A 19774-nucleotide genomic window follows, 5' to 3' on the forward strand; every position below is an offset into this window, starting at 1 on the left:
TCATCCTGGGGAGTGGCCTGGAGTTTGTGGACTGGTAGCCTCATTCGACAGGTGCGGGCAGCATGGGTCCTGGTGCTCTGGTCGCTGCTTGTGTCCGCCGAGATGCTGGCGATGCCGTCGAGCGATCTGCTGGTGCGCACGTATGTGCAGGGTGCGGATGTGCGCGAGCAGTCGGTGGCGGCAATGCTGCAGACCCGCGACGGCTATCTATGGGTGGGTACCGGCAAGGGACTCATGCGTTTTGATGGAGTGGCGTTTACCTCCTTCACTGCGGAAAACACTCCCGGGATTGCGGGCGACGACATCAGCTTCGACACGCTGTGGGAGGACCGTGAAGGTGTGCTGTGGGCCGGCACTTACACGCACGGGGTGATCCGCAATGACCATGGCCACTTCTCCACGCTCGAGCGGAGCGCAGGTCTCCCCGACCTGAACATCCTGCGTATTGACGGGGACGAAACCGGGGCCGTGTGGATCTTTACCACCAAGGGTGTGAGCCGATGGCAGCATGGCCGTCTGGAACAGGTGCACCCGGAACAGGATGGCTCAGGCGCCGAGCCCCCCGTCCCGCACGATGATCGCCGGGGCATCGACTTCGAGAAGATGGGGCTGTGGCGGCATACCTCGCGCGGAATGGAACGCTTTGCCTTTGGACACTGGAACCTGTTCCCCACCCCGATGGGCGAAGACCACTTATTCGAGCAGAATGTGCGATCAATTTACGAGGACCACCAGCGCCGCGTCTGGTACTCGGTGTTTCGCCAGCGCGGCCGGTATTTTTGTGCGCAGGGCAGTCGCTTGAACACCTATGAGGGTTTGCCTGAAAATGCCTTTGTTTCCTACCAGGATCGCGCCGGCTATCTGTGGCTGAACGATCATGGCGCGCACCCGGCGCGTTGGCGTGAGGGCAAGCTTTATCCGCTCCCTGGGATGCACACTTCCAACCTATTGAACGTGTTGGAGCGACCGGACGGGATGATCTGGGCCGGGGGGTTAGACGGCGTTCTGTTTCAGTTCCGGCCACGCTTCATCCAGACGATCGCCACCGCTGGCGTGCCCGAGGTGGGCTCGGTGCTGTTTGAGCAGCGCAGCGGGGTGGTGTGGGCTGGCGGGACAAACCTGCTTCGGCTGAAGGCTCGGAAAACGGAGGCTCGCTTTCAGACGCTCGTCCCTGGCCGCACGCCGTGGAACTATATCTTTGCGCTGTCAGAGGATACAAACGGGCACCTACTGGTGAGCTCGCGCCGGCAGGGTGAGATCGAGGAAATAGGAGACGGAAAGATCACCACTTTCCTGCCGCCTAGTCCGGAGCGCGGAGTGCCGCAGGCCATGCTGCTTGCTTCTTCAGGAGCGCAGTGGATCGGGACGAGCACGGGTTTGTTTCGCTACCGCCACGCCGTGGGCGCACAACCGGAGCGTTTGTGGAGCGGCAACGTGCGATGCCTGGCGGAGGCGGGCCCACACGCCATCTGGGCAGGCACAGCCGAGGGTCCGCTTCGCTTTGAAGATGGGCAAGAACGACCGATGCCGGCAGCCCCGGCCTGGCATTTTGGCGAAGTGCAGTCAATCAGCATCGATCATCGTGGTGAGTTGTGGATGGCAACGCGCGCGCATGGCATTGTTGGCTCGCTTGAGGGGCGCTTTCGTGCATTCGGTACGGCGGACGGGCTGCCTACCAACACCATCTACAGCATCAACTTTGGCGATGATGACGACCTTTGGCTGAGGTCCGATGTCGGGCTGATTCGCGTGCGCAGGCCGAGCGTCGAGCACCGGAGTGCGGACCCGGCTCGGAAGCTGCAGTTGATCCTGCTCGACGGGAACGATGGACTGCCCTGGGCCGACATGCAGCCTGCGGGGAATCAGGGATTTCTCCACCTCGACGGAGGTGTCTTCTGGTTTGCTACGCCGGGCGGTATCGCTGCGCTGCACCCTTCTGACTTGCGGTACCAGGCGAGCTCTCCACGCGCGATCATGGAGGAACATGCGATCGATCAATCCGGGCTGCTGCCCGAGTCCTCGTTCGCGCTTGCCCCGGGGCAAAAGGATCTGGAGTTGCACTACACGGCGCTTGGCTCTGCTCGGCCGGGGCAGGTGAACTTTCGCTACCGCATGCGTGGGTTTGACCAGGACTGGATCGTGGCAGGCACGCGGCGCGTGGCGTACTACACCCAGCTGCCGCCCGGAGCTTACACCTTTGAGGTGCAGGCAGCAGATGGCGATAGCGATGCGTGGCAGGCGGCGAGCGCAATGGCGTATGTGCGTGTGCTCACGCCGTTTTACCGAAGCTGGTGGATGAAGGTGCTGCTTGGCGGTGGGCTTGTGGGAGGACTGCTGCTGTCGATCGAGACGAGGCGCCGCATGGACCGAGACCGTAGCCGGATGCGGCAGGCGTTCACGCATCGCCTGATCGCAGCGCAGGAGGGCGAACGCAAGCGCATCGCGCATGAGCTACATGACTCGCTGGGCCAGCACCTGGTGCTGATCCGCACGCTGGCGACACTGCCTGCTTCGCTGAACGGTGCGCGGGCCGACCACCTGGCGAAGATCGCCGACCAGGCGGCGGTGGCAATCCACGAGGTGGAGACGATCTCCTACGACCTGCGCCCTTACCAGCTCGACCGGCTCGGGCTTACCCGGACGGTCCTCTCTCTGGTGGAAGCATTTGCGGCCGACACGCCTATGCGTGTGACCCACTCGATCGAGAACATCGATGGCTTCTTTCCCAAGGACCTGGAGATCCACGTGTACCGCATCGTGCAGGAGGCGCTCGGCAACATCTTGAAGCATGCAGAGGCCAGCGAAGTCGCCGTGACTGTGGCCCAATCGGAGTTCGTGCTGCGACTGGTCGTGGCCGACAACGGGCGCGGATTCCTGTCCTCCGCAGCCGGCGGCCCGGAGCGCGGCGGACTAGGGCTGATCGGCATAGAGGAGCGGGCCGAGGCGCTGGGTGGCTCTGCCGTGATCGAATCGGCAGAAGGCAACGGCACCAAGGTCCTTGTCACCGCTCCACGCACATATAGGTCGCAGGAGAACAATGCTTCATGAATGCTTCCGCAGAGCCACCTGTCACGATCCTGATCGCCGACGACCACCCGTTGATGCGCCAGGGCATCCGCATGGCGCTTGCTAGGGAAGAACGCCTGGAGGTAAGCGGCGAAGCTGCGAACGGGGAAGAGGCTTTGCAGTGCATTGCCTTTCTCAACCCCGACGTGGTCATCTTGGATCTCGACATGCCAAAGCGTGACGGTCTTTCCGTGGTGCGCGAGCTAAACCGCCTCCACTCCGCTGTCGGCGTGATCATCCTCACCCTGCATACCGGCGCGGATCTGCTCTATGAAGCGCTCGATCTCGGCGTCCGAGGCTACATCCTTAAAAGCTCGGCCGTGTCCGAGATTGCGGAAGCAGTGCGGCGCGTCACCGGCGGCGGCAGCTACCTGAGCGAAGCAGTGCTACAGGCAATGCGAAAAGGTAGGCCAGCAGCAGAACTCACCTCTGACCTACAACAGCTCACGCCGCTTGAGCTGCGGCTCGTCCGCAAAATTGCCGAAGGCTTCACCTCGCGGGAGATCGCCGCCTCGCTCGATCTGAGCGGCCGCACAGTCGAGAACTATCGGACCGCCATCTGTACCAAGCTCAACCTCCGGGGACCCAATGCTCTGCTGCGCTACGCCCTGAGTCAGCGCTCTGCCCTTACGGACAAACCGTAACTATTGGCGACACGGTAGCAGTAAAGGCTCAAGAACCATGCGCTGTGGAGTTGCGGCGGCGCAGGACCACTTCATAGCACTCCACCGAGAAGGCGTGGGTAGAGAATCCACGTCAGCCCTTCCGCTCAGACCCGATCGGCGAAGCTCGGGCACCATGCCGCTCACTGTACCGTACTGACTCGCGGCGCCAACTGCCCGTTTGGTCGTCGCACTCGCTTCGGCCTTGAAGCGTCTCAGTCCAGACCTGTTTCAGATGGATGAGGGGTTTGAGTTAGCAAGGGAACCAGAAGACCTACAAAAGCTGTGCGTATCTATATCTGACGCTTAGTCGTAAACATATGCCGTGACCGAGACCAAAGGAGCGGTCGATGTTCGCTCACGTGGAGCCACTGCTTGCGGACAGGGGTCCTCGCTAGCTGGTGTGAGACAGAGGAATTCTACCCTGCTAGTGCTATGCGTGCCTCGACAAGCCGGACCAGCCCTGGTACTCGCCGCGCCACCAGCTCACACAGCGTTTGATCGTGCACGAGTCATCAGTCGGCTTACCGTCGATGGGTGCACTTGGAAGAGGCGGGCGGCTTCAGCGGCTTGCTTCTCCCCTGAACCAATGAGTCGCACGATCTCTTGCTCCTGCTTCGAGGTAAGCTTCGCGGGGCGACCACCCACTCGACCCTGCTTCCGCGCGTGCGCTAAACCGGTACGAGTGCGCTCGCGTAGCATGTCTCGTTCGAACTCCGCGAAAGTGCCGAGCATGTTCATAAGCATGCGGCCAGCCGCTGTCGTGGTGTCGATGTTCTCGTTCAGCGAGCGGAATCCTGCTTTCGCCTCATTGACGCGCTCCATGAGTATCAGCATGTCGCGAAGGCTGCGAGAGAGTCGGTCGAGTTTCGAGACGATGAGCGTGTCACCTTCGCGTAGGTGCTCCAATAGCTTGCTCAGTTCAGGCCGGTCGAACCGTCCGCCAGACTTCTTCTCTTGGAAAATTCTCGTACAGCCGGCTGCCTTCAGCTCGGCAACCTGGGCAGCATTCTCCTGGTCATGGGTACTCACACGCGCGTAGCCGATCAGCATCTTCATCTCCGTGCGAAATGGTATTGCCATGACGCGTGCTTTGGCAACTACATTGCGCACGCTTGAAGCGGACGCCAATGACACGTGCCCGAACTGTTGCAAGAATGAACGTTTTCGCACGACGTGAGGCTCGTCCGAGACACCGCTTCCACTCCGCCCAGGCCCTCTATGGGGAACACCGCAACTCGGCCGGTGCTGGCTGTGATTGTTGATGGAGGCAGTCGAAAATGAAAGAGAGTGCCGCATTGCCGAAGCCTTGCGGCGGCCAGGTCGCGAATAGGACTCTCAGCCAAGGAATCCGACGCCGCGGCCACCCCTCAGCTGGTTTATTTTCGCTTTGTGGACCGGGTTGATTGAGCAGGCCTAAGTTCGGCGGTAGCGGGCGCAGGGCTGCGGCCATGTGACGGGACCGGGGATATCGTGTTGCCCTGGTATCGGGGCACCGAGGTCAGGCGTGAGCCGGACAGAGGGCTTGCACTTCTCTCGCTAGCAGGGGTGAGACAGACTGGAGTCCGGCGGCAGCCGGATGGAGGGCTCGATCACTGAGCCGTTGACCGAAGAGATGTGGTTCGGCCTTGTTTTGGACCTTGACCTCCATGTCCCGGTCCATGAACTTGAATGGGCGTTAGCCCGGTTTCTACCCCATGCCCTGCCCATGTCTCGCCATGTCTTCCGCTGTCGAGCGAAGCGAGAACAGGATCAAGTGCATGGGGTAAAGACCGCGCGAAGCGCATTCAGGTACATGGTTAACTTACTTGGGTTCTGGGGGGTCTCTTTCCCCGTTGACGGCTGCTGATTCCAGCGCTCAAGCCAAGTGATTTTCACGTTCACAACACGTGGATCTTCACGCACAGACCATGCGAGATTCCAGAGAAATCCGACTATGGCCCTCATTACTGAGTATCAACAATCAGTTCGAATCGGGGGATCACCGTGGCGAAGCACACCGCACCAACCACAAACCAGCACGAGCACAGGGACGCGACCAAGAAAGAGGGTCCGGACTATTTTCGGTTGTACGAGGCCATTTCGCGAGCGAACTTGTGCTCCGGCTCGAGCGCCTTGTCCTGCTGGAACTCGCGTTCAGCTGCAACAAGTCCGAAGGCTACAGCTGCTACCCCTCCTATGTCACAGTGGCCCAGTTCGCTGGTCTGAACGAGAGCACTGTCAGGCTCGCTGTGGCCGCGCTTGAAAAGAAGAAGCTGCTCCGCAGTGTCTACCGAAAACGCAGCACGAACCGTTACTACCTTAACTACAAGCTCATCATGGAGAAAGGCAACCTCGCAAAGCTGATCCTCAAGGATGCCCGAAAACCGAAGGAGGTCATCGTGACGCCTGAGTGGGAGCAGGCCGAGGATACCGGAACGATCTCGGTTGCGGTCAAGAAATCCCGTGCCAAGCGCTCGAAGCAGAATGGTGACGCGGCACCAGCGGCCAGACATCTCAAGCCTCCGGCCGAAGTCCCCAAGCCGATCGAGAAAGTGACCCCATCATCCGGCACCGAGATCGGGATCAGTGTCACCGAGTGGACTCCACAGGAGAAGGCTGAGGTCGGGGCACATGTCCCGGTGCGGCTCCCACAACCCTCACTACGCCCGAGCAAGGTCAGGTTCAAGGGTCAGTTCAGCTCGGTGCCGCCTGTCCTGACCGAAGAATGGTGGGAGCAGCAGATCGCCAAGGTACACGATCCCGAGAACATGGATCCGGTTTACCTGCCTATGCCGTCTCGTCTCGTTGCCCCGGTGCGCGATTATCTTGCCCACCTGGCACCGAACCTGGTGACCCATCCTTACGTTAAAGAGGATGGAACGCCCGAGCTGCTCCTGGCGCTTCACCCGTGCGAGTACGCCAGCAAGCTGTTGAGCACGGACGGCCACACTGTCGACTTCCAATGCTTGCCGTCCTCCGTCAGCAAGTACAGCCACGGAATGGTAGTGAGCGCCCTCGCTCTCATTCCGGTAAATCCGGATCAGCCCGACGTCAAGTTCCTTATGACGAAGGCCATGGACCGCGCTGCGTTTCTATCGACCAAGCTGCCCGGGATGCTTGACTACCTCGACCGCAATCCGGAACCGGAGTTGACTGAGGAGGGTGAGCAGAGAGCAGAGGCATGGTTCGCCGAGGCGCTCGGAGCCGAGCAGGTGACACCGGAGTCGAAACCTGAGCCGAGTGAGACCAAGGCTGCGATCGACTCAGACGAGTATCTCCAGCAGCGAGACGAGGCGTACAACCGCATCATCGCTCGCACATATGTCGGTTCCCAGAGCGGATTCACTCCTGATACTTGGGCTGATCATTGGATCAGCTTGTATAGCCAGACATGGGTCACCGTCTACGACGCTGCCTACGGAGCTTCTCCTGACACCAGCTCGGAGGCTGCGTCGTATAGAGCGGCCGACAAAGCTGGTCAGGAAGTCCATCGTCTCGCCGCCGAACAGAAGGAACGCCTTCGTAAGGCCATGAAGTCCTCGATGACCGTCAAGGTGATGGAACCCGGGCACTCCACACCACCAGAGCCAATATCGGTGATGGTCGGGTACCACGACGATGAGCCAGACCCGGAGGAGTGGTAAAGGTAGGCTGGCCTGAAACCAAGGAGCGACCACAAGTCGTCGCTATGCCTTCTAGAGTTACGGCAAAGCAAACGAACTAGGACATTCCTCATTGTGGGTGGGAAATGTAAGTACCTTTCCTGCTCACAATAACCATTCGTACCTTGGAGGAATAACGTGGCACCCCTGGAAATCAACCACTCCGCTCGTCTCACCGGAACCCAGCGTCGAATCCTCGACCACTTGGGAACCCCGACATACATCGGCCAAGTGATCGACCGGCTCGGCACCAACCCTATGGTCATCCTCAAGGCGGTCTGTGCCCTGGTAAAGCTCGGCCTGATTGTCAGGACTGCCAGCCTCGGTTACGAGTACGTCTCTGTGGAGGCGCGCTGATGCACGCGAATGCAATTGAACAGCCGCCTGCCTCCCTGGGGTTGCGCTACGCCGCTCCATACATTGCGCCCCCAAGGCCGACTGAACACCCCGGGGTCCATCCCCGCAAAGCTGCGGCAGTTGAGTTACCCGTGTACTGGGCAAGTTTCTGGGACGCCGTTCTCCGGGAAGTAGACTTCACGAAGACCGGAACAACCCTTCGCGTGCCTCTGTGCTGCATGAACGAGGTTCTGAAATTCATCGGAACGAACGCGCCTGCCCTTTGCGCCGGCCCTACGCTCGACAAGGAAGGCTATGTCACGGTCGATATTTATCCCAAAGCGGCCGCCTTCGCCTCGCACCGGCTCAGCAAGCTTCTCGGAACCCCCACCAGGCTTACGGCGCAACCGGTAGAACTGAGGAATGAGCCTGAATGGTTGGCCTGTCGCATCCTGGATCAGGCTCTGAGCATGGACGCCAGGGGCCGCGACTTTGCCGTGGCACTTACCAAGGTCAACGACCCGACAGGTTGTGTTCGCCATTCCCTGGCGGAGATCATCCCTCAAATAAAAGCTGAACTGAAGGGGCGAGAGGAGAGTCAGCCCCGTCTGCCGCGCAGCCAAGAAACGCAATGGACCCAGCTGTGCGCTGCCGTCTACGCGGCTGGCTGGAAGAGTCGCCCGGTTGCCGCGCCGTGGTACCTGGTTCCTGCGATCGAAGAGCACTTCGCGCTCACCTACCAACAAGCCTTGTGTATCGAGGCACCGCGTTCTCGTCTGCAGTCGCCCCGGGCCTACCTCACAGTCAGCATAAGCCCGCTCTATCTTGTGAGGCGTCTTGCACTGGAGCATAGTCTCCCGATTGAGCTGAACTCCTGGTCTACGCTTCCAGAGTGCGCCAGGCCGACCGATCATATTTCTGTGATCCGCGAAATTTTTCGAACCGCGACTTGCCTAGGACAGCTGAAGATGAGTGCCGATCCGACAGCCTTATTGCTGAAGATGTGGGAGACAGAGATCCTGGCGATTGCCTAGACATTCGGGTGCTCACTCAGTACTTGGACGTAGATGTTGAACAAAGGGCTTCGAACTGCGGGCGGACGCGAAGCGAATCTGCCATCCGAATCGATTTGAAGACATCCGAGGGGCGGCCATGTGGGACCGCATCATGGCACTGCTTCGCGACAGCCCATCCGAGGACGCCGCATAGAGATGCTGCGTACGTGCAAAGTCCATGCTGCACGTACGCTCCCCCTGTCCATTCTTATTGAGAATCTATTGTGAGGAGTACATGTCTGATTTCCTGACCTCCATACAGCCCGATCCTGATCAGGCCAGCAAGCTTCCTCGATCCGAGTCCTTCACCCGAACGCGTCCTCCGGGAAATGAAACGATTCGTGCGTGAGCCTATCCCCGCTGAGTGGCTTGAACCGCAGCGAAGCTCTCAGGTCATGCTCTTCATGCCGCAGCGGCTATCTGGTACCTCGTTGGGTTCAAGAGAGCAGGGACAGTCCATCTCCGCCGCTCGAAGCGAGAGGCCTACGGGCTCGATCGATACTCCTCAGCCCGAGCGCTGCCATCTATGGCCGCGTGAGTACCCAGGGTAAAGGGCAGGACGCGGAGAACCAGTTCCTCCGGCTTCGCTCGTTCGCCGACACATAGGACCGGGAGATCGTCAGTACATATCAAGATGAGATCCGGGAAGAGCGCGAAGCAACCGTCGTTCCAAGCCATGCTTGCAGCTGCATCCCGGCGCGAGTTTGATGTTCTGCTTTTTTGAGGTCTGGATTGGCTGAGCCGGTAAGGAACCGTAGCCACACTGAATACCCTGCAGAGGGTTACCAGCTACGGCGTCGAGTACACAAGCTATACCGAGCAGTATCTCGACAGCACCAGGCTCTTCAAGGATGCCATGATCGGCATCTTGGCGGCTGTAGCGAAGCAGGAGCGTGTACGCATGAGTGAGCGAACGAGAGGTGGCCTGAGCGGGCGAGGTTGGGAGGCCGTGTGGGTGGTCGTCCGAAGGTGTCTGAAGATGATGCCTTGATCGTCCAATTGACCCAGCTCAAGGCGCATGGCAAGAGCGTCCGATCAATCGCCGCCGAAGTCGGCAAGAGTCCGACGACCGTTCAGAAGCTGCTTCGGATGGCCGATCGCAACCGTGCTTGGACCTGGCAACCCACATTTTGGTCCCAGCAGGATCGCGACACACTGAATGCGGATCTCAGAGAGATGTATTGAGATCTGATCGCATGGATGATTGCCCTCTCAATATAGCCATCCCTGGCCAGCATTGGGCCGAGCCGGCCTGAACACTGAAAGCAGCAAGCTCGCGCTTCCGGTGAAGCCAAACCCACAATCCTCCATGCCAATGGTTATCAGACTAGCGTCGGAGAGCCGGCAGCAGGTGCTGGGAAGAGGTGCAGCTTAGCTGCCTGCAACAGCCAGCGAGTGCTCGTGGCGATATCTATGCTGCACTCGGCAACATCTCGACTGCGATCACCCTGCTCCCGCCGTTTCATGTGACGGGATTGAAGTTGAGTGGCCGAGAAATTGTTGGCACATGCGTTGACCTTCTTTATGCGGTTGTCTGAAAGAATGGCTTTTAAGTCTTCCTTCGTAGCCATGTACTCGAGCATTTCCACAATGCGGCTGAGCATGACCCAGTTCAACTCCGATCCGAGAAGCTTCAGCAAGATATAAACATCCTCCTCTGTCAGAGCCCGGTAGACCAGGGCGGCAAGATACGAGACCGGGGATGCAGAAGAAACGCTGAACGATCTACGCTCCGTAATGCTGGGTAGAAGGCGATATTGTGGATCGACATCTCCCGCATAGAACCTTTGACCATTGTTCGAGAGATCTGTGACCCTAATCGGCGGACGCTTATGGAAGCTCAGCCTCCTTCCTGCTTCGGGTGAGGATGTAGCCCAGATGTCATGCCAGTCTTGATCGTGGGCATCGCTCCGCAGCTCCGGCATGAGAACGCTCATGGCGCCGCTACAGAGAGAGACAATCTCTTCAGCTATCTCAGCCACTTCTACATGGTTCGTAGCCATATCGAAGAGCCCGCTCGAAAGCACCGCGAAGCCAGGATCATGATGATCGTTGATCACCTGCGTAGTGAAGACAAACAGATCCCCAAAGTTGGTTTGTTTGAGGAAGTCCAGGGTGCGGGGCAGACCTCGTACACCGACTTCATACTCGCTCGCGAATTCACTACGTGAGTCCATTTGGCTATTTTGCGGCAGAACTACCACTGTGTCGCGCTCTTCTCAATGAACGCACGCGACGGTCTGCCGATGAATGTCCGTCAGCACCACGAGACCAATCGGAGGAACGTTACCTCGGGTCAGCTACTCGGCGGTATGCTGATGCTGTGGTAATCACCGCATCCTGAAGGTCGGTCCGGAAAAAGCGCGGACCAGGAGAGCAGCACTGAGCCTGAACAACCCATTTTTCGATCGCCCGATATTGAACTCGCCCTACGAGTATCCTTCCCAACACTGGGAGCTGGACAAAGACGGCCAGCCGACGCAGCGAGTACTGGAAGGGCGGCGGCGGGCAGAGTTCATGGCCACCACTCCAAAATCAAGACCTGAAGCCCTCCTCTCGACAATCCGCACTCCCCGGATTGCTCAAAGGCGGCCGATCCCGCGTGGCGCCGTTGCGACTCGACTGCATGAAGTACCTCTACACGCTCGAAGGCCGCGTGCAGACGACGCGCTCAGCCACGACTAGGCGTCGCTAGTACCTGCCGGAAAGAACGATCGGCGCTGTGGCCAAGGGCATAAAGAGCGTCTCTGGGGTGCTTCCAATCCGTGCTCTGGAGCAGGCGCTCGTTCCCATACATTGCCAGGTTCCTATTGCAGCTCAACCTCGTTTGGACCTGCTGACCGCGCGACGCTCTAAACCGCACCCTGTCGCATCTGCTCGGCAAGATGTTCTGCGGCCCGCATGGCAAGCGCAGTGATCGTCATGGTGGGGTTCTGCCAGCCGCCACTCACGAAGCTGCTGCCATCGACCACCACGAGATTGCGGATATCGTGGCTTTGCCCCCATGGGTTCAGCACGCTGGTTTTTGCATCGTTTCCCATGCGACAGGTGCCAAGCTCATGGATGCTGTAGCCCGGCGGATTCGGCTCGTAGTTTTTCGAGAGCACCTCGAAGCCCGCCGACTCCGCCAGTTCGATACTGGTATCCACGGCGTCGCGGGTAAGGTTTTTCTCATTATCCGTGTAACTCGCGGCAATGTGCAGTACCGGGATACCCCACGCATCCACGACGTCCTTGTTGATAGAGACATGGTTCTCATACCGCGGCAGCACCTCGCCCATGATGCCCATGGAGAGCCCGCTGCCATGGTAGCTTGCGAGCTTCTGCTGTAAGTCTGCACCATAGGTTGCGAAGTTGCGCGGATCCATGGCATGCGTGCTGCTGTATACGTTGAGAGCATAGCCGCGGAGGAAGTCCTTCGCGGGCTTGCCGAGGTTGCGAAAGCGCGGAATCAGTGCGCCTCCGTCCATCAATGCATCGGTGGACTTCCCGTTGCGCGCCTCCGGCACAGAGCAGACAATTCCAGCGCCATACACCTGGTCCACGAGGTAGTGGCCCAGCACGCCACTCGAGTTCGCGAGGCCGGAGTTCAACAGCAGCCGCGTACTTTCCAGCGTGCCCGCCGCCAGAACCACCACCCGCGCCTTGACCGACATCTCGCGGCGCGATAGCCGATCCACAAAGTGCACTTCGTTTACGAGCCCGGTGTTGCGGTCGGTCGTAAGTTGGCGCACCACGACGTTCGGAATCGCCTGCAGCTTTCCTGTTCGAACCGCGTCCGGCAGCAGGAGGTTTACCGAGCTTGCCAGGCCGTCGCGGCCCAGCGAACGCCGCTGCCGGCATACCGGGATCGACGCTTTACGCCCGGCGGCGCTCAGGCGCTCCATCGCGCCGCACCATGCGCCATCGTCGGGAACGAAGTTGCCATCGGGATACTGCGGCAGCCCTTCGGTTTTCCCCTGCACGCGGAAGATCTCTTCGACCCGCGCGTAGTACGGCGCGAGATCGGCGAGCGAGATCGGCCAGTCCTCTCCGAAGCCGTCATGCGATTTTGCCTTGAACTCGTAATCGCTAAGGCGAAACGACTGGCGCGACCAGAACAACGAGCGGCCGCCGAAGAGACGCACCCGCACCCAGTTATAGGGCTGGTCGGCAGCGTACGTGTACGGCACCTCCTGCTCGTCTACCCACGTGTTGGCGTTGAACTCGTTGGACTGGAACACGTGCGGCAACCGGCCCGGCTCCTTGAAGCCGCGGTACGGAAGCGAATAGGCAGGCCGCGTTTCGGTGTCCTTTTGGACGTCCACGATCGGTCCTGCGTTCAGCATCAGGCAGGAGATCCCTTGTTCGCACAGCACCTTGGCGGCCATGCCACCGGAATGGCCGGAACCTATGATCAACACGTCTACTTTGCTGTCGGGTTTGCTATCGGGCATAGGCTGCTTCTTCACCAGTCTTGTCAGCAGAGTTAAGAGCGTTGGGCGTGTCAGGCATTGGGAGCAAGGCCTGGCGCCGAAGTGAGTTTTCTGCGCAGGTCCGGGTCAACAGGAAACCAGTACAGGGCCTCGCCCCTGGACTGCGCGTCTGCCGCCTGCGCCCACGCCTGCGAGTTGATGGTGGCCGTGCGAATATCAGCATGCGCAAGATTGATAAAACGTGCGTAGGGTTCGGTAGGTGGATGGTCGGTCATCCACGTGCGCAGCCATGGGCGGATCAGGGTGTCAGCCTCTGCCGGTGCAAGCGCGGCAAATGCTTTGTGAAAATGCTCGTTGGACTCTCGGTCGAGCCGGTCCAGCCCACCCTGAAACAGCTGCTGCCTGTCGAGAGGCGATGCGCCGATGAGGAAGTCGAGAAACTCCGGCGCACCGGCCTCGAGGGCTCCCGGGTACTTGCCCCAGGGCGGCACCAACAGGTCGCAGAGGTGCCGCAGGGTGGCCATCTGCAGCCCGGTAAAGAAGCGCGTCTCGGTGACGGCAACCATGTCAGCCGTGATTTCTCCGAGTGCAGGCGGCTTCAGATTGTCCAGGCCGCTCATCCACGGCACAGGCCCGGGCGCTGGCGGTGCAGGCGTGGGCGCAAGCCCTGTCTGCGGGGGCGTTGCCGGCGCAACCTGGCCGCCGGTTTGCTGCTGCGCCAGCACCACCTTTGAAGAAAGGGATGCAGCCATCATGGCTTTCACAAACTCTCGTCGTTGCACGCGCGCGCCTCGCTTGGACAGAACGGTTAGTAGTTGACCCGGAGAGAAAACTGAAACAGGCGAGGATTGTTCAACTGGCTGCTGATCACCCCGAAGTTGGACGTTCCCTGCGTCAGGCCCGGGTAGCCAAACTGCACGCGGTTGAACAGGTTAAAGGCTTCTGCCCGGAACTGCACGGTGGCCCTGCCATCTTTGGTGATCGGAAAGTTCTTATAAGCAGACGCGTCCCAGTCCGCGATGCCGGGCCCGCGCAGTTGCGGGTCAAGCCTCGGCTCATCGCCGAAGGTAAAGGCAGCAGGTTGCGTAAAGCAGGCCGTGTTGAACCAGTTGTTCAGACGCGCCGTCGCAGGGCCGGTGGTCAATTTTGCGCAGCCGGGCACGTAGTTCGGTCGCGACCCGCCACCGAACGAGTTGGTCAGGTTCTGGTTGGTTCCAAGCCCCAGGGGAAAACCGGACATCAGTGTGGTGACACCGCCAAAGCCCCAGCCGCCGAGGGTATAGTCGACTGCTCGAGGCGCTGCGGCAAGAAACCTGCGCCCGTGGCCGAAAGGCAGGTCGTACACGTAGCTCAGCACAAAGCGCTGCGCGGCGTCGTTGGCGGAGAGCGACTTCTCTGCCTTGAGATTGCGGGGGTCCTGCACGCCGGGCACGGAAGACTCGAGCCACGTGGTGATGGTGTCAGTATCGCTGAGCAGCTTGGACCAGGTGTAGGCAGCGTTGATGGACGCGCCATTGCCGAAGTGTTGCTGCGCCTGCAGCTGCAGCGAGTTGTAGGTGGAGGATGCAAGGTCGGCAGCGCCGCTGGACACGCCGCCGTACTGCGGGAACGGCAACAGCAACTGGCCTGCCGGGATGGTGGGTGCGCCCAGCCCGTACACGGGATTGATGATGCCATAGAAGGGATTAGCCACCTGGTTCACGAGCGCGCTGCCCAGGGCAAGATCCTGGTCGGGCAGCGTATCCATGTTGAGTCCGCTGAAGGGCAGGTGCGTGCCCTTGGCGCCGCCCCACGCGATATCGAGCACAAAGCTGTTTCCTATCTGCTGCTGCACCCCTGCGTTGAACTGCTGCGTGTACGCAAAGGGGTTCTTATTGAAGGCCTCGGTGAGGCCCTCGCCCAGCAGGGTCTGCTGAAAGTTTGCGCTTCTGCCAACGGGGGCCACCAGCCCTTGAGGGAACGGATTATCAATGGTGTTGGCCGGCGTGAGGCCGCCATTGATGGAGGTCACCATGTTCGTGGTGGAAGCGATCACCGGGTCGGAGTAAGGCAGATAGGCAACGTCGTTGGGCAGCCAGAAGATGCCGTAGCCTGCGCTGAACACGGTGTGCGGGGCCGCCTCAAACGCGAGCCCCACGCGGGGTGAAAACTGCAGCAGCGGATTGTCAAAGGGGAAGCGAGAGCTGCGTGTGCTGGAGGCGACAAGGCCTACCTCGCCGGGAAGGGCGGGCAAGCCGGCTGCCTGCAGAACACTGTTGGGCGCGGTGGGATCGAAGTAGCTCTGGCGATCATGCCGCTCGGTGAAGGGCTGTGTATCTTCCCAGCGCACGCCTACGTGCACCGTGAGTTTCGAGCTTGCCTTCCAGTCGTCATTCACAAAGACCGCGGGGTAAAGCTGCTGGGCGGCAATCGGGATCACGCTGGTGGCGCTGCCTCCCGACGCGTAGCCGAGCAGAAACGAAGCGAGGCCGAGACCGCCGGTACCGGTAAGAGGATTGGACGCGGTGAACGAGTTGTTGAACGTGTATCCACCGGCAGAGTTGTTTGTCTGCGCGTAGTTAAAGGTCGCGCGCAGAAACTCGCCCCCGACGCGCAGCGTGTGGTTACCGATGAAGTGCGTGAGGCTGCCGGAAACGCGGTCGTCATCGGTGTGATTGTTGATCGTGCTGTCGGCGCCCTGGCTGTTGAAGATGTTCTGCGGGTCGAAGCCGCTGATCGACATGGTCGGCGGCCCCGGGAACTGGATCTGCGACTGCAGCGCAGCGGGCTGGCCGATGCTGGTGACATTGAACGTGCTTAGGAATGCCGCCCGCGTGTACACGAAGCGCAGGTAACTGACGCGGAGATCCAGGATAGTTTTGCTGCTGAACGCGTAGTCATCGGCGAGCACAAAGCTGTTGGTGTTGAACAACTCACCGCAACGGTCTTCGCAGATGCCATTGAAGGCCACGGTGGGCAGGTTGTTGTTTTCCCAGTAGCTGTAGCGCGCGCTGATGTGCTGCTTCTCCGAAAGGTTCTCGTCGATATGCACGACGGTCTCGTAGTTGTTGCCGCCGCTGCTGCCGGTGGTGGTGTAGTTTGTGTTGCCGGGCGCTGCACCCGCGATGTTGGGCTGCGGAAAGAACGTATTGAGATATGCGAGCGATGTGGCATTGAGCCGGCTGGCCGGAATCACTCCATTGGCAAAAGCGGTTCGGTCGTACTGGCTTTGCGCGGGCGTGCAGGCGGGGCCGCCGGCGACGCCGCAGGTCGAGAGCGGATCAAAGATCGCGGTGTTCAGGTCGGACAGGTCACCCGTACGCTCGGCAGCGGTAGGCACGATGGTGGTGTAGGTGACACCCTGCCGCAGGCCGAAGCCTTCCCAGTTGACGAAGAAGAAGGTCTTGCCGCGGCCATCATAGAGATGCGGAATCAGTACAGGGCCTCCCACGTTGAAGCCGTACTGGTTCTGCGTGAACGCAGGCTTGGGCAAACCTGCATTGTTGCCGTAATAGGTGTTGGCATCGAGCACCTTGTTGCGGATGTACTCCCACACGCTGCCGTGCAGCTGGTTTGTGCCGGACTTGGTGCGGAACTGCACCGCGCCGCCGGCGAGCCGCCCGTAGTCCGGCGTGAGGTTGTTGGTTTCCACCTTGAACTCCTGGAGCGAGTCCTGCGTGGGGATCAGCGATGTCAGGTTGATGTACTCGGTGTTGACCGGTGCGCCGTCAAGATAGGTGACGCTCTGGTTGGCGAAGCCGCCGCCAATCTGGTAATTGCCCCAGCCGAACGGGTTGGCACCGTTGGGGTTCTGCTCGGACTGCCCCTGCGGCACAACCGAGGGCGCAAGCGCCACCAGCGCCATGGGGTTGCGGCCGTTGAGCGGAATTTCATTGGTCTCCCTTTGATCGATCACGGCGCCGAGTGAAACCGATTCGGCCTGGATCAGCGGCGTGCTGCCTGTGACCACAACCTTCTCGGCGTCGCTGCCGACCTCGAGCGTCAGGTTTACCTCGAGGGTCGAGTCAACCTGCAACACCACCGGCTCGCGGGTGAGTTGCTTATAGCCTGTGCGCTGCACGGAGATACGGTAGTTGCCGGGCGCCAGGTTCGGCTCTTCATAAAATCCGGATGCATTGGTCTGCACCACCCGCGTGTCCGTGGTGCCCAGGTTGGTGACGGTGACGGGAGCATTTGCAACGACGCCACCCGACTGGTCGGTAAGTGTGCCGTTGATGGTGCCGTTCGTCGCCTGCGCGCGCGCGGCTGCGCCAGGCATCAAGACCAGGCTGAGCAGGAGGCTCACCAGCAGCAGGTGCATGCGATGACGAGGTGCAAGCGAAGAGAACGGGATGACGGAAAGAGCGAACAGCGTGGATGGTTTCAAAGTGAACCCCCGCCCTGAACATTCAATCGTCAAGCCAGCAAGGTTTCTGCGTCTTGGAGCCTGGATTTCAGGGGGCGATCCGGCTCGGCAAACGAATCTACGCACCCCTTCTTGCCGCTGTCAAGGACAAGTGCAGTCGCTGTATCAAGCGGTTCGCCTGGCGAAAACGCACCTGCTCTCGTCCAAGGGCAAGCATCGCGAGACGCATAAGGAGGCTCAATGCAAAGCACAGAAGTGCGACGGCTTTGGAGCAGCAGCGCGTCACCTGCCGCATGTTCTGGCAGGCGGTGTTCCGGGAGGGGAGACGGGATGCGTCCTCGAGCAGAATGGCGCAAGGCGCAGGCTTGCAGCAACTGCCGCTGCCAGGATTCGGGGAGGTCAGCATGGACCGGCGGTGCTATGGACGCGGTCGCGTATGGAGCAGCCAGGCGTACGCTGCTTAGTTCGCCAACGCCAGCCCTGCCACCAGAGTGGAGGCCTTCTCGAGCATTTGCTTCCACCCTTAACCCTGAGCGACTATGGTGTGCGCGTTCCGTCAGACAGGTAGCGGAACTTCGCAGCTTCTGCAAGTAACCGGTGAGCCCAGCCCGTTAGCTCCTGGTCATCATGGAACACCCTTCGGGGATGGTAGCTGTTGGCTCGAACCGGAGCGAAACAGCGTTCAACAAATCGTTGTGACGAAGAACTGATTGGTCGAGAACTACGAGTTGCAATGACTCCAAGAAGATGAGCGATCAGAGAGCCTGTTCGCTGTACCTGGGCTCGCCTCTCGTGCTTCTTTCTAAGTCGAGCAATTCCCTCGACCATGTTTGACAAGTCGTGTCAGCCCGGAACAGGTACTTGAGCGAGAACCAATACGCTGTGTTGCGTGTGATCACTCACCGTGACGCGGCGCCGATCCGCGTCACGGCGCATGCGGCGCCGCCGGCAAGGCTGTCGAGGGCACACACGAAGGCTGGAGCCTGGCAAGCGGTCGCTGATCTACAATCGAAGCCCGTGAGCAGAGGAATCAGCAAGCCGCCCGGTATCAAAGAGATTGCGTTTGCCCTTAGCCTCTCCATCGGTACGGTGGACCGAGCTCTGCATGGGCGGGCAGGCATCAATGCGGCGACAAAAGCCCGCATCCTGGAAGCTGCCGCTGCCATGGAGTACCGGCCGAACCTGGCCGCACGGCAATTGAAGTTGAACCGGCATTTACAGGTCGGCATCTATCTGCCACAGCACATCCGCTCCTTTTTCGAGCCGCTGCGCGAAGGCATCCGCGCGGCCGCAGCAGCAGTGCACGGCATCCAGGTCAAGCTCACGTTCCATGACTATCCGCGTCTCGGCAGCTCCGACCTGGCGGTCATGAAGGGCGACGCTGCCGCTCACTATGACGCAGTGATCCTTTCCCCGGGCAATCCCAAAAAGATCGCGGCCGCCCTGAAGCGCCTGGCGCAGCAGAACACTGCGGTGGTCTGCGTGGCAACGGACGCCCCGGACAGCCCGCGCATCGCATCGGTAGCCATCGACGCCAGGATGAGCGGAGGTCTTGCGGCAGAGCTGTTGGGGTGCACGCTTCCAGGCCCCGGCTCGGTCGCGGTGCTTACCGGCGACCTGCAGACAGAGGATCACCTGCTCAAGCAGCGTGGCTTCGAGGCCACCTGCGCGGCGCTTCACCCCAGCCTGAAGCTGCTGCCGGCGGTGCAGACACATGATCAACCCCGCGAGGCGTACCAGGCCACGCTCAGGCTGATGCGAAAGCGACCTCGTCCAGGAGGACTCTATGTCAGCACGGCGAACAGCCTTCCGGTTCTTGAGGCGCTTCGCGAAGCCGGACTGCTCGGCAAGATACAGATCGTGACTACGGACCTGTACGGAGAGCTGGTTCCGTTCCTCAGGAGTGGCGACGTGCTGGCGACGCTGGATCAACGGCCGTTCATGCAGGGCAAGGCAGCCTTCGAGGCAGTGGCGGCCTTTCTGCTGCGTGCCGAAACCCCGCCGGCGCCCACCCGCCTTGCACCCCACATCATCATGCGCAGCAATCTCCCGCTCTCCCGGGATGAACCCACGATGCACGATGACTTCGAGTCGTGAATCACTTGACAAGGCTGGAAGGATCGCCGAGCATCGTGGACGTTAACGGAGAATCCTCTTAACGTCCGCACGCCGCATCGCGCACCACAGAAGTGCGGCAGACGGCCCACGATCGGAGTGGCTGCCATGAGAACTCGGATGCTTCCTGAAATCC

The 19774-nt window shown here is 60.4% G+C and carries 13 protein-coding genes; 8 read left to right on the plus strand and 5 right to left on the minus strand.

From position 1 onward, the window contains the following. The first annotated feature begins 24 nt into the window (after positions 1–24). Together D1Y84_RS09210 and D1Y84_RS09215 are read left to right on the plus strand one after the other, a co-directional pair. Entirely contained in the window at positions 25–3048 is a 3024-nt protein-coding gene (locus D1Y84_RS09210) for a sensor histidine kinase (RefSeq protein WP_124848247.1), read from the plus strand. Continuing rightward, a complete protein-coding gene (locus D1Y84_RS09215; protein ID WP_124848248.1) occupies positions 3045–3710 on the plus strand; it encodes a response regulator transcription factor in 666 nt (221 codons plus the stop codon). The genes D1Y84_RS09210 and D1Y84_RS09215 overlap by 4 nt, the downstream gene beginning before the upstream one ends. A gap of 504 nt (positions 3711–4214) precedes the next feature. Here the strand turns inward: D1Y84_RS09215 and D1Y84_RS09220 are convergent. Then, positions 4215–4781, minus strand: a complete 567-nt coding sequence (locus tag D1Y84_RS09220) for a recombinase family protein (protein ID WP_124848249.1) — start codon at positions 4779–4781, stop codon at positions 4215–4217. 1043 nt (positions 4782–5824) lie between these two features. Between D1Y84_RS09220 and D1Y84_RS09225 the strand changes: the two genes are divergently transcribed. From D1Y84_RS09225 to D1Y84_RS18440, 5 genes are all read left to right on the plus strand, one after another. After that, a complete protein-coding gene (locus tag D1Y84_RS09225; RefSeq protein WP_124848250.1) occupies positions 5825–7354 on the plus strand; it encodes a helix-turn-helix domain-containing protein in 1530 nt (509 codons plus the stop codon). Positions 7355–7510: 156 nt separating this feature from the next. Next, positions 7511–7729, plus strand: coding sequence for a MarR family transcriptional regulator (locus D1Y84_RS09230; protein WP_124848251.1), 219 nt, complete (start codon positions 7511–7513; stop codon positions 7727–7729). Between the two features lie 218 nt (positions 7730–7947). Beyond that, positions 7948–8742 carry a hypothetical protein gene (locus tag D1Y84_RS09235; protein ID WP_124848252.1) on the plus strand — a complete coding sequence of 265 codons (795 nt, stop codon included), beginning with the start codon at positions 7948–7950 and terminating at the stop codon, positions 8740–8742. Positions 8743–9535: 793 nt separating this feature from the next. After that, positions 9536–9754 carry a hypothetical protein gene (locus D1Y84_RS18905; RefSeq protein WP_370245808.1) on the plus strand — a complete coding sequence of 73 codons (219 nt, stop codon included), beginning with the start codon at positions 9536–9538 and terminating at the stop codon, positions 9752–9754. After that, entirely contained in the window at positions 9715–9948 is a 234-nt protein-coding gene (locus D1Y84_RS18440; RefSeq protein ID WP_233581304.1) for a helix-turn-helix domain-containing protein, read from the plus strand. Before D1Y84_RS18905 ends, D1Y84_RS18440 begins: the two co-directional genes overlap by 40 nt. Before the next feature lie 137 nt (positions 9949–10085). On the opposite strand, the gene D1Y84_RS09245 is transcribed toward D1Y84_RS18440, so the two are convergent. The 4 genes from D1Y84_RS09245 to D1Y84_RS09260 all read right to left on the minus strand — a co-directional run bounded on the left by D1Y84_RS09245 (position 10086) and on the right by D1Y84_RS09260 (position 17544). Beyond that, positions 10086–10967: a hypothetical protein gene (locus D1Y84_RS09245; RefSeq protein WP_124848253.1), complete on the minus strand. Its 882-nt coding sequence runs from the start codon at positions 10965–10967 to the stop codon at positions 10086–10088. A gap of 648 nt (positions 10968–11615) precedes the next feature. Continuing rightward, positions 11616–13199, minus strand: a complete 1584-nt coding sequence (locus D1Y84_RS09250; protein ID WP_124848254.1) for a GMC oxidoreductase — start codon at positions 13197–13199, stop codon at positions 11616–11618. A gap of 50 nt (positions 13200–13249) precedes the next feature. Continuing rightward, positions 13250–13960 (minus strand): gluconate 2-dehydrogenase subunit 3 family protein, encoded by a 711-nt coding sequence (locus D1Y84_RS09255; protein WP_124848255.1) that lies wholly within the window; start codon positions 13958–13960, stop codon positions 13250–13252. A 26-nt stretch (positions 13961–13986) separates the two neighbouring features. Further along, on the minus strand, positions 13987–17544 hold the full coding sequence (locus D1Y84_RS09260; RefSeq protein ID WP_124848256.1) for a carboxypeptidase-like regulatory domain-containing protein: 3558 nt from the start codon (positions 17542–17544) through the stop codon (positions 13987–13989). A gap of 996 nt (positions 17545–18540) precedes the next feature. Here D1Y84_RS09260 and D1Y84_RS09265 point away from each other — a divergent pair. Then, the gene (locus D1Y84_RS09265; protein ID WP_233581305.1) at positions 18541–19620 is read left to right on the plus strand and encodes a LacI family DNA-binding transcriptional regulator; all 1080 of its coding nucleotides are present in this window, start codon (positions 18541–18543) and stop codon (positions 19618–19620) included. Positions 19621–19774: the final 154 nt, after the last annotated feature.

The organism is Acidipila sp. EB88, from assembly GCF_003858395.1.
Classification (GTDB): domain Bacteria; phylum Acidobacteriota; class Terriglobia; order Terriglobales; family Acidobacteriaceae; genus EB88.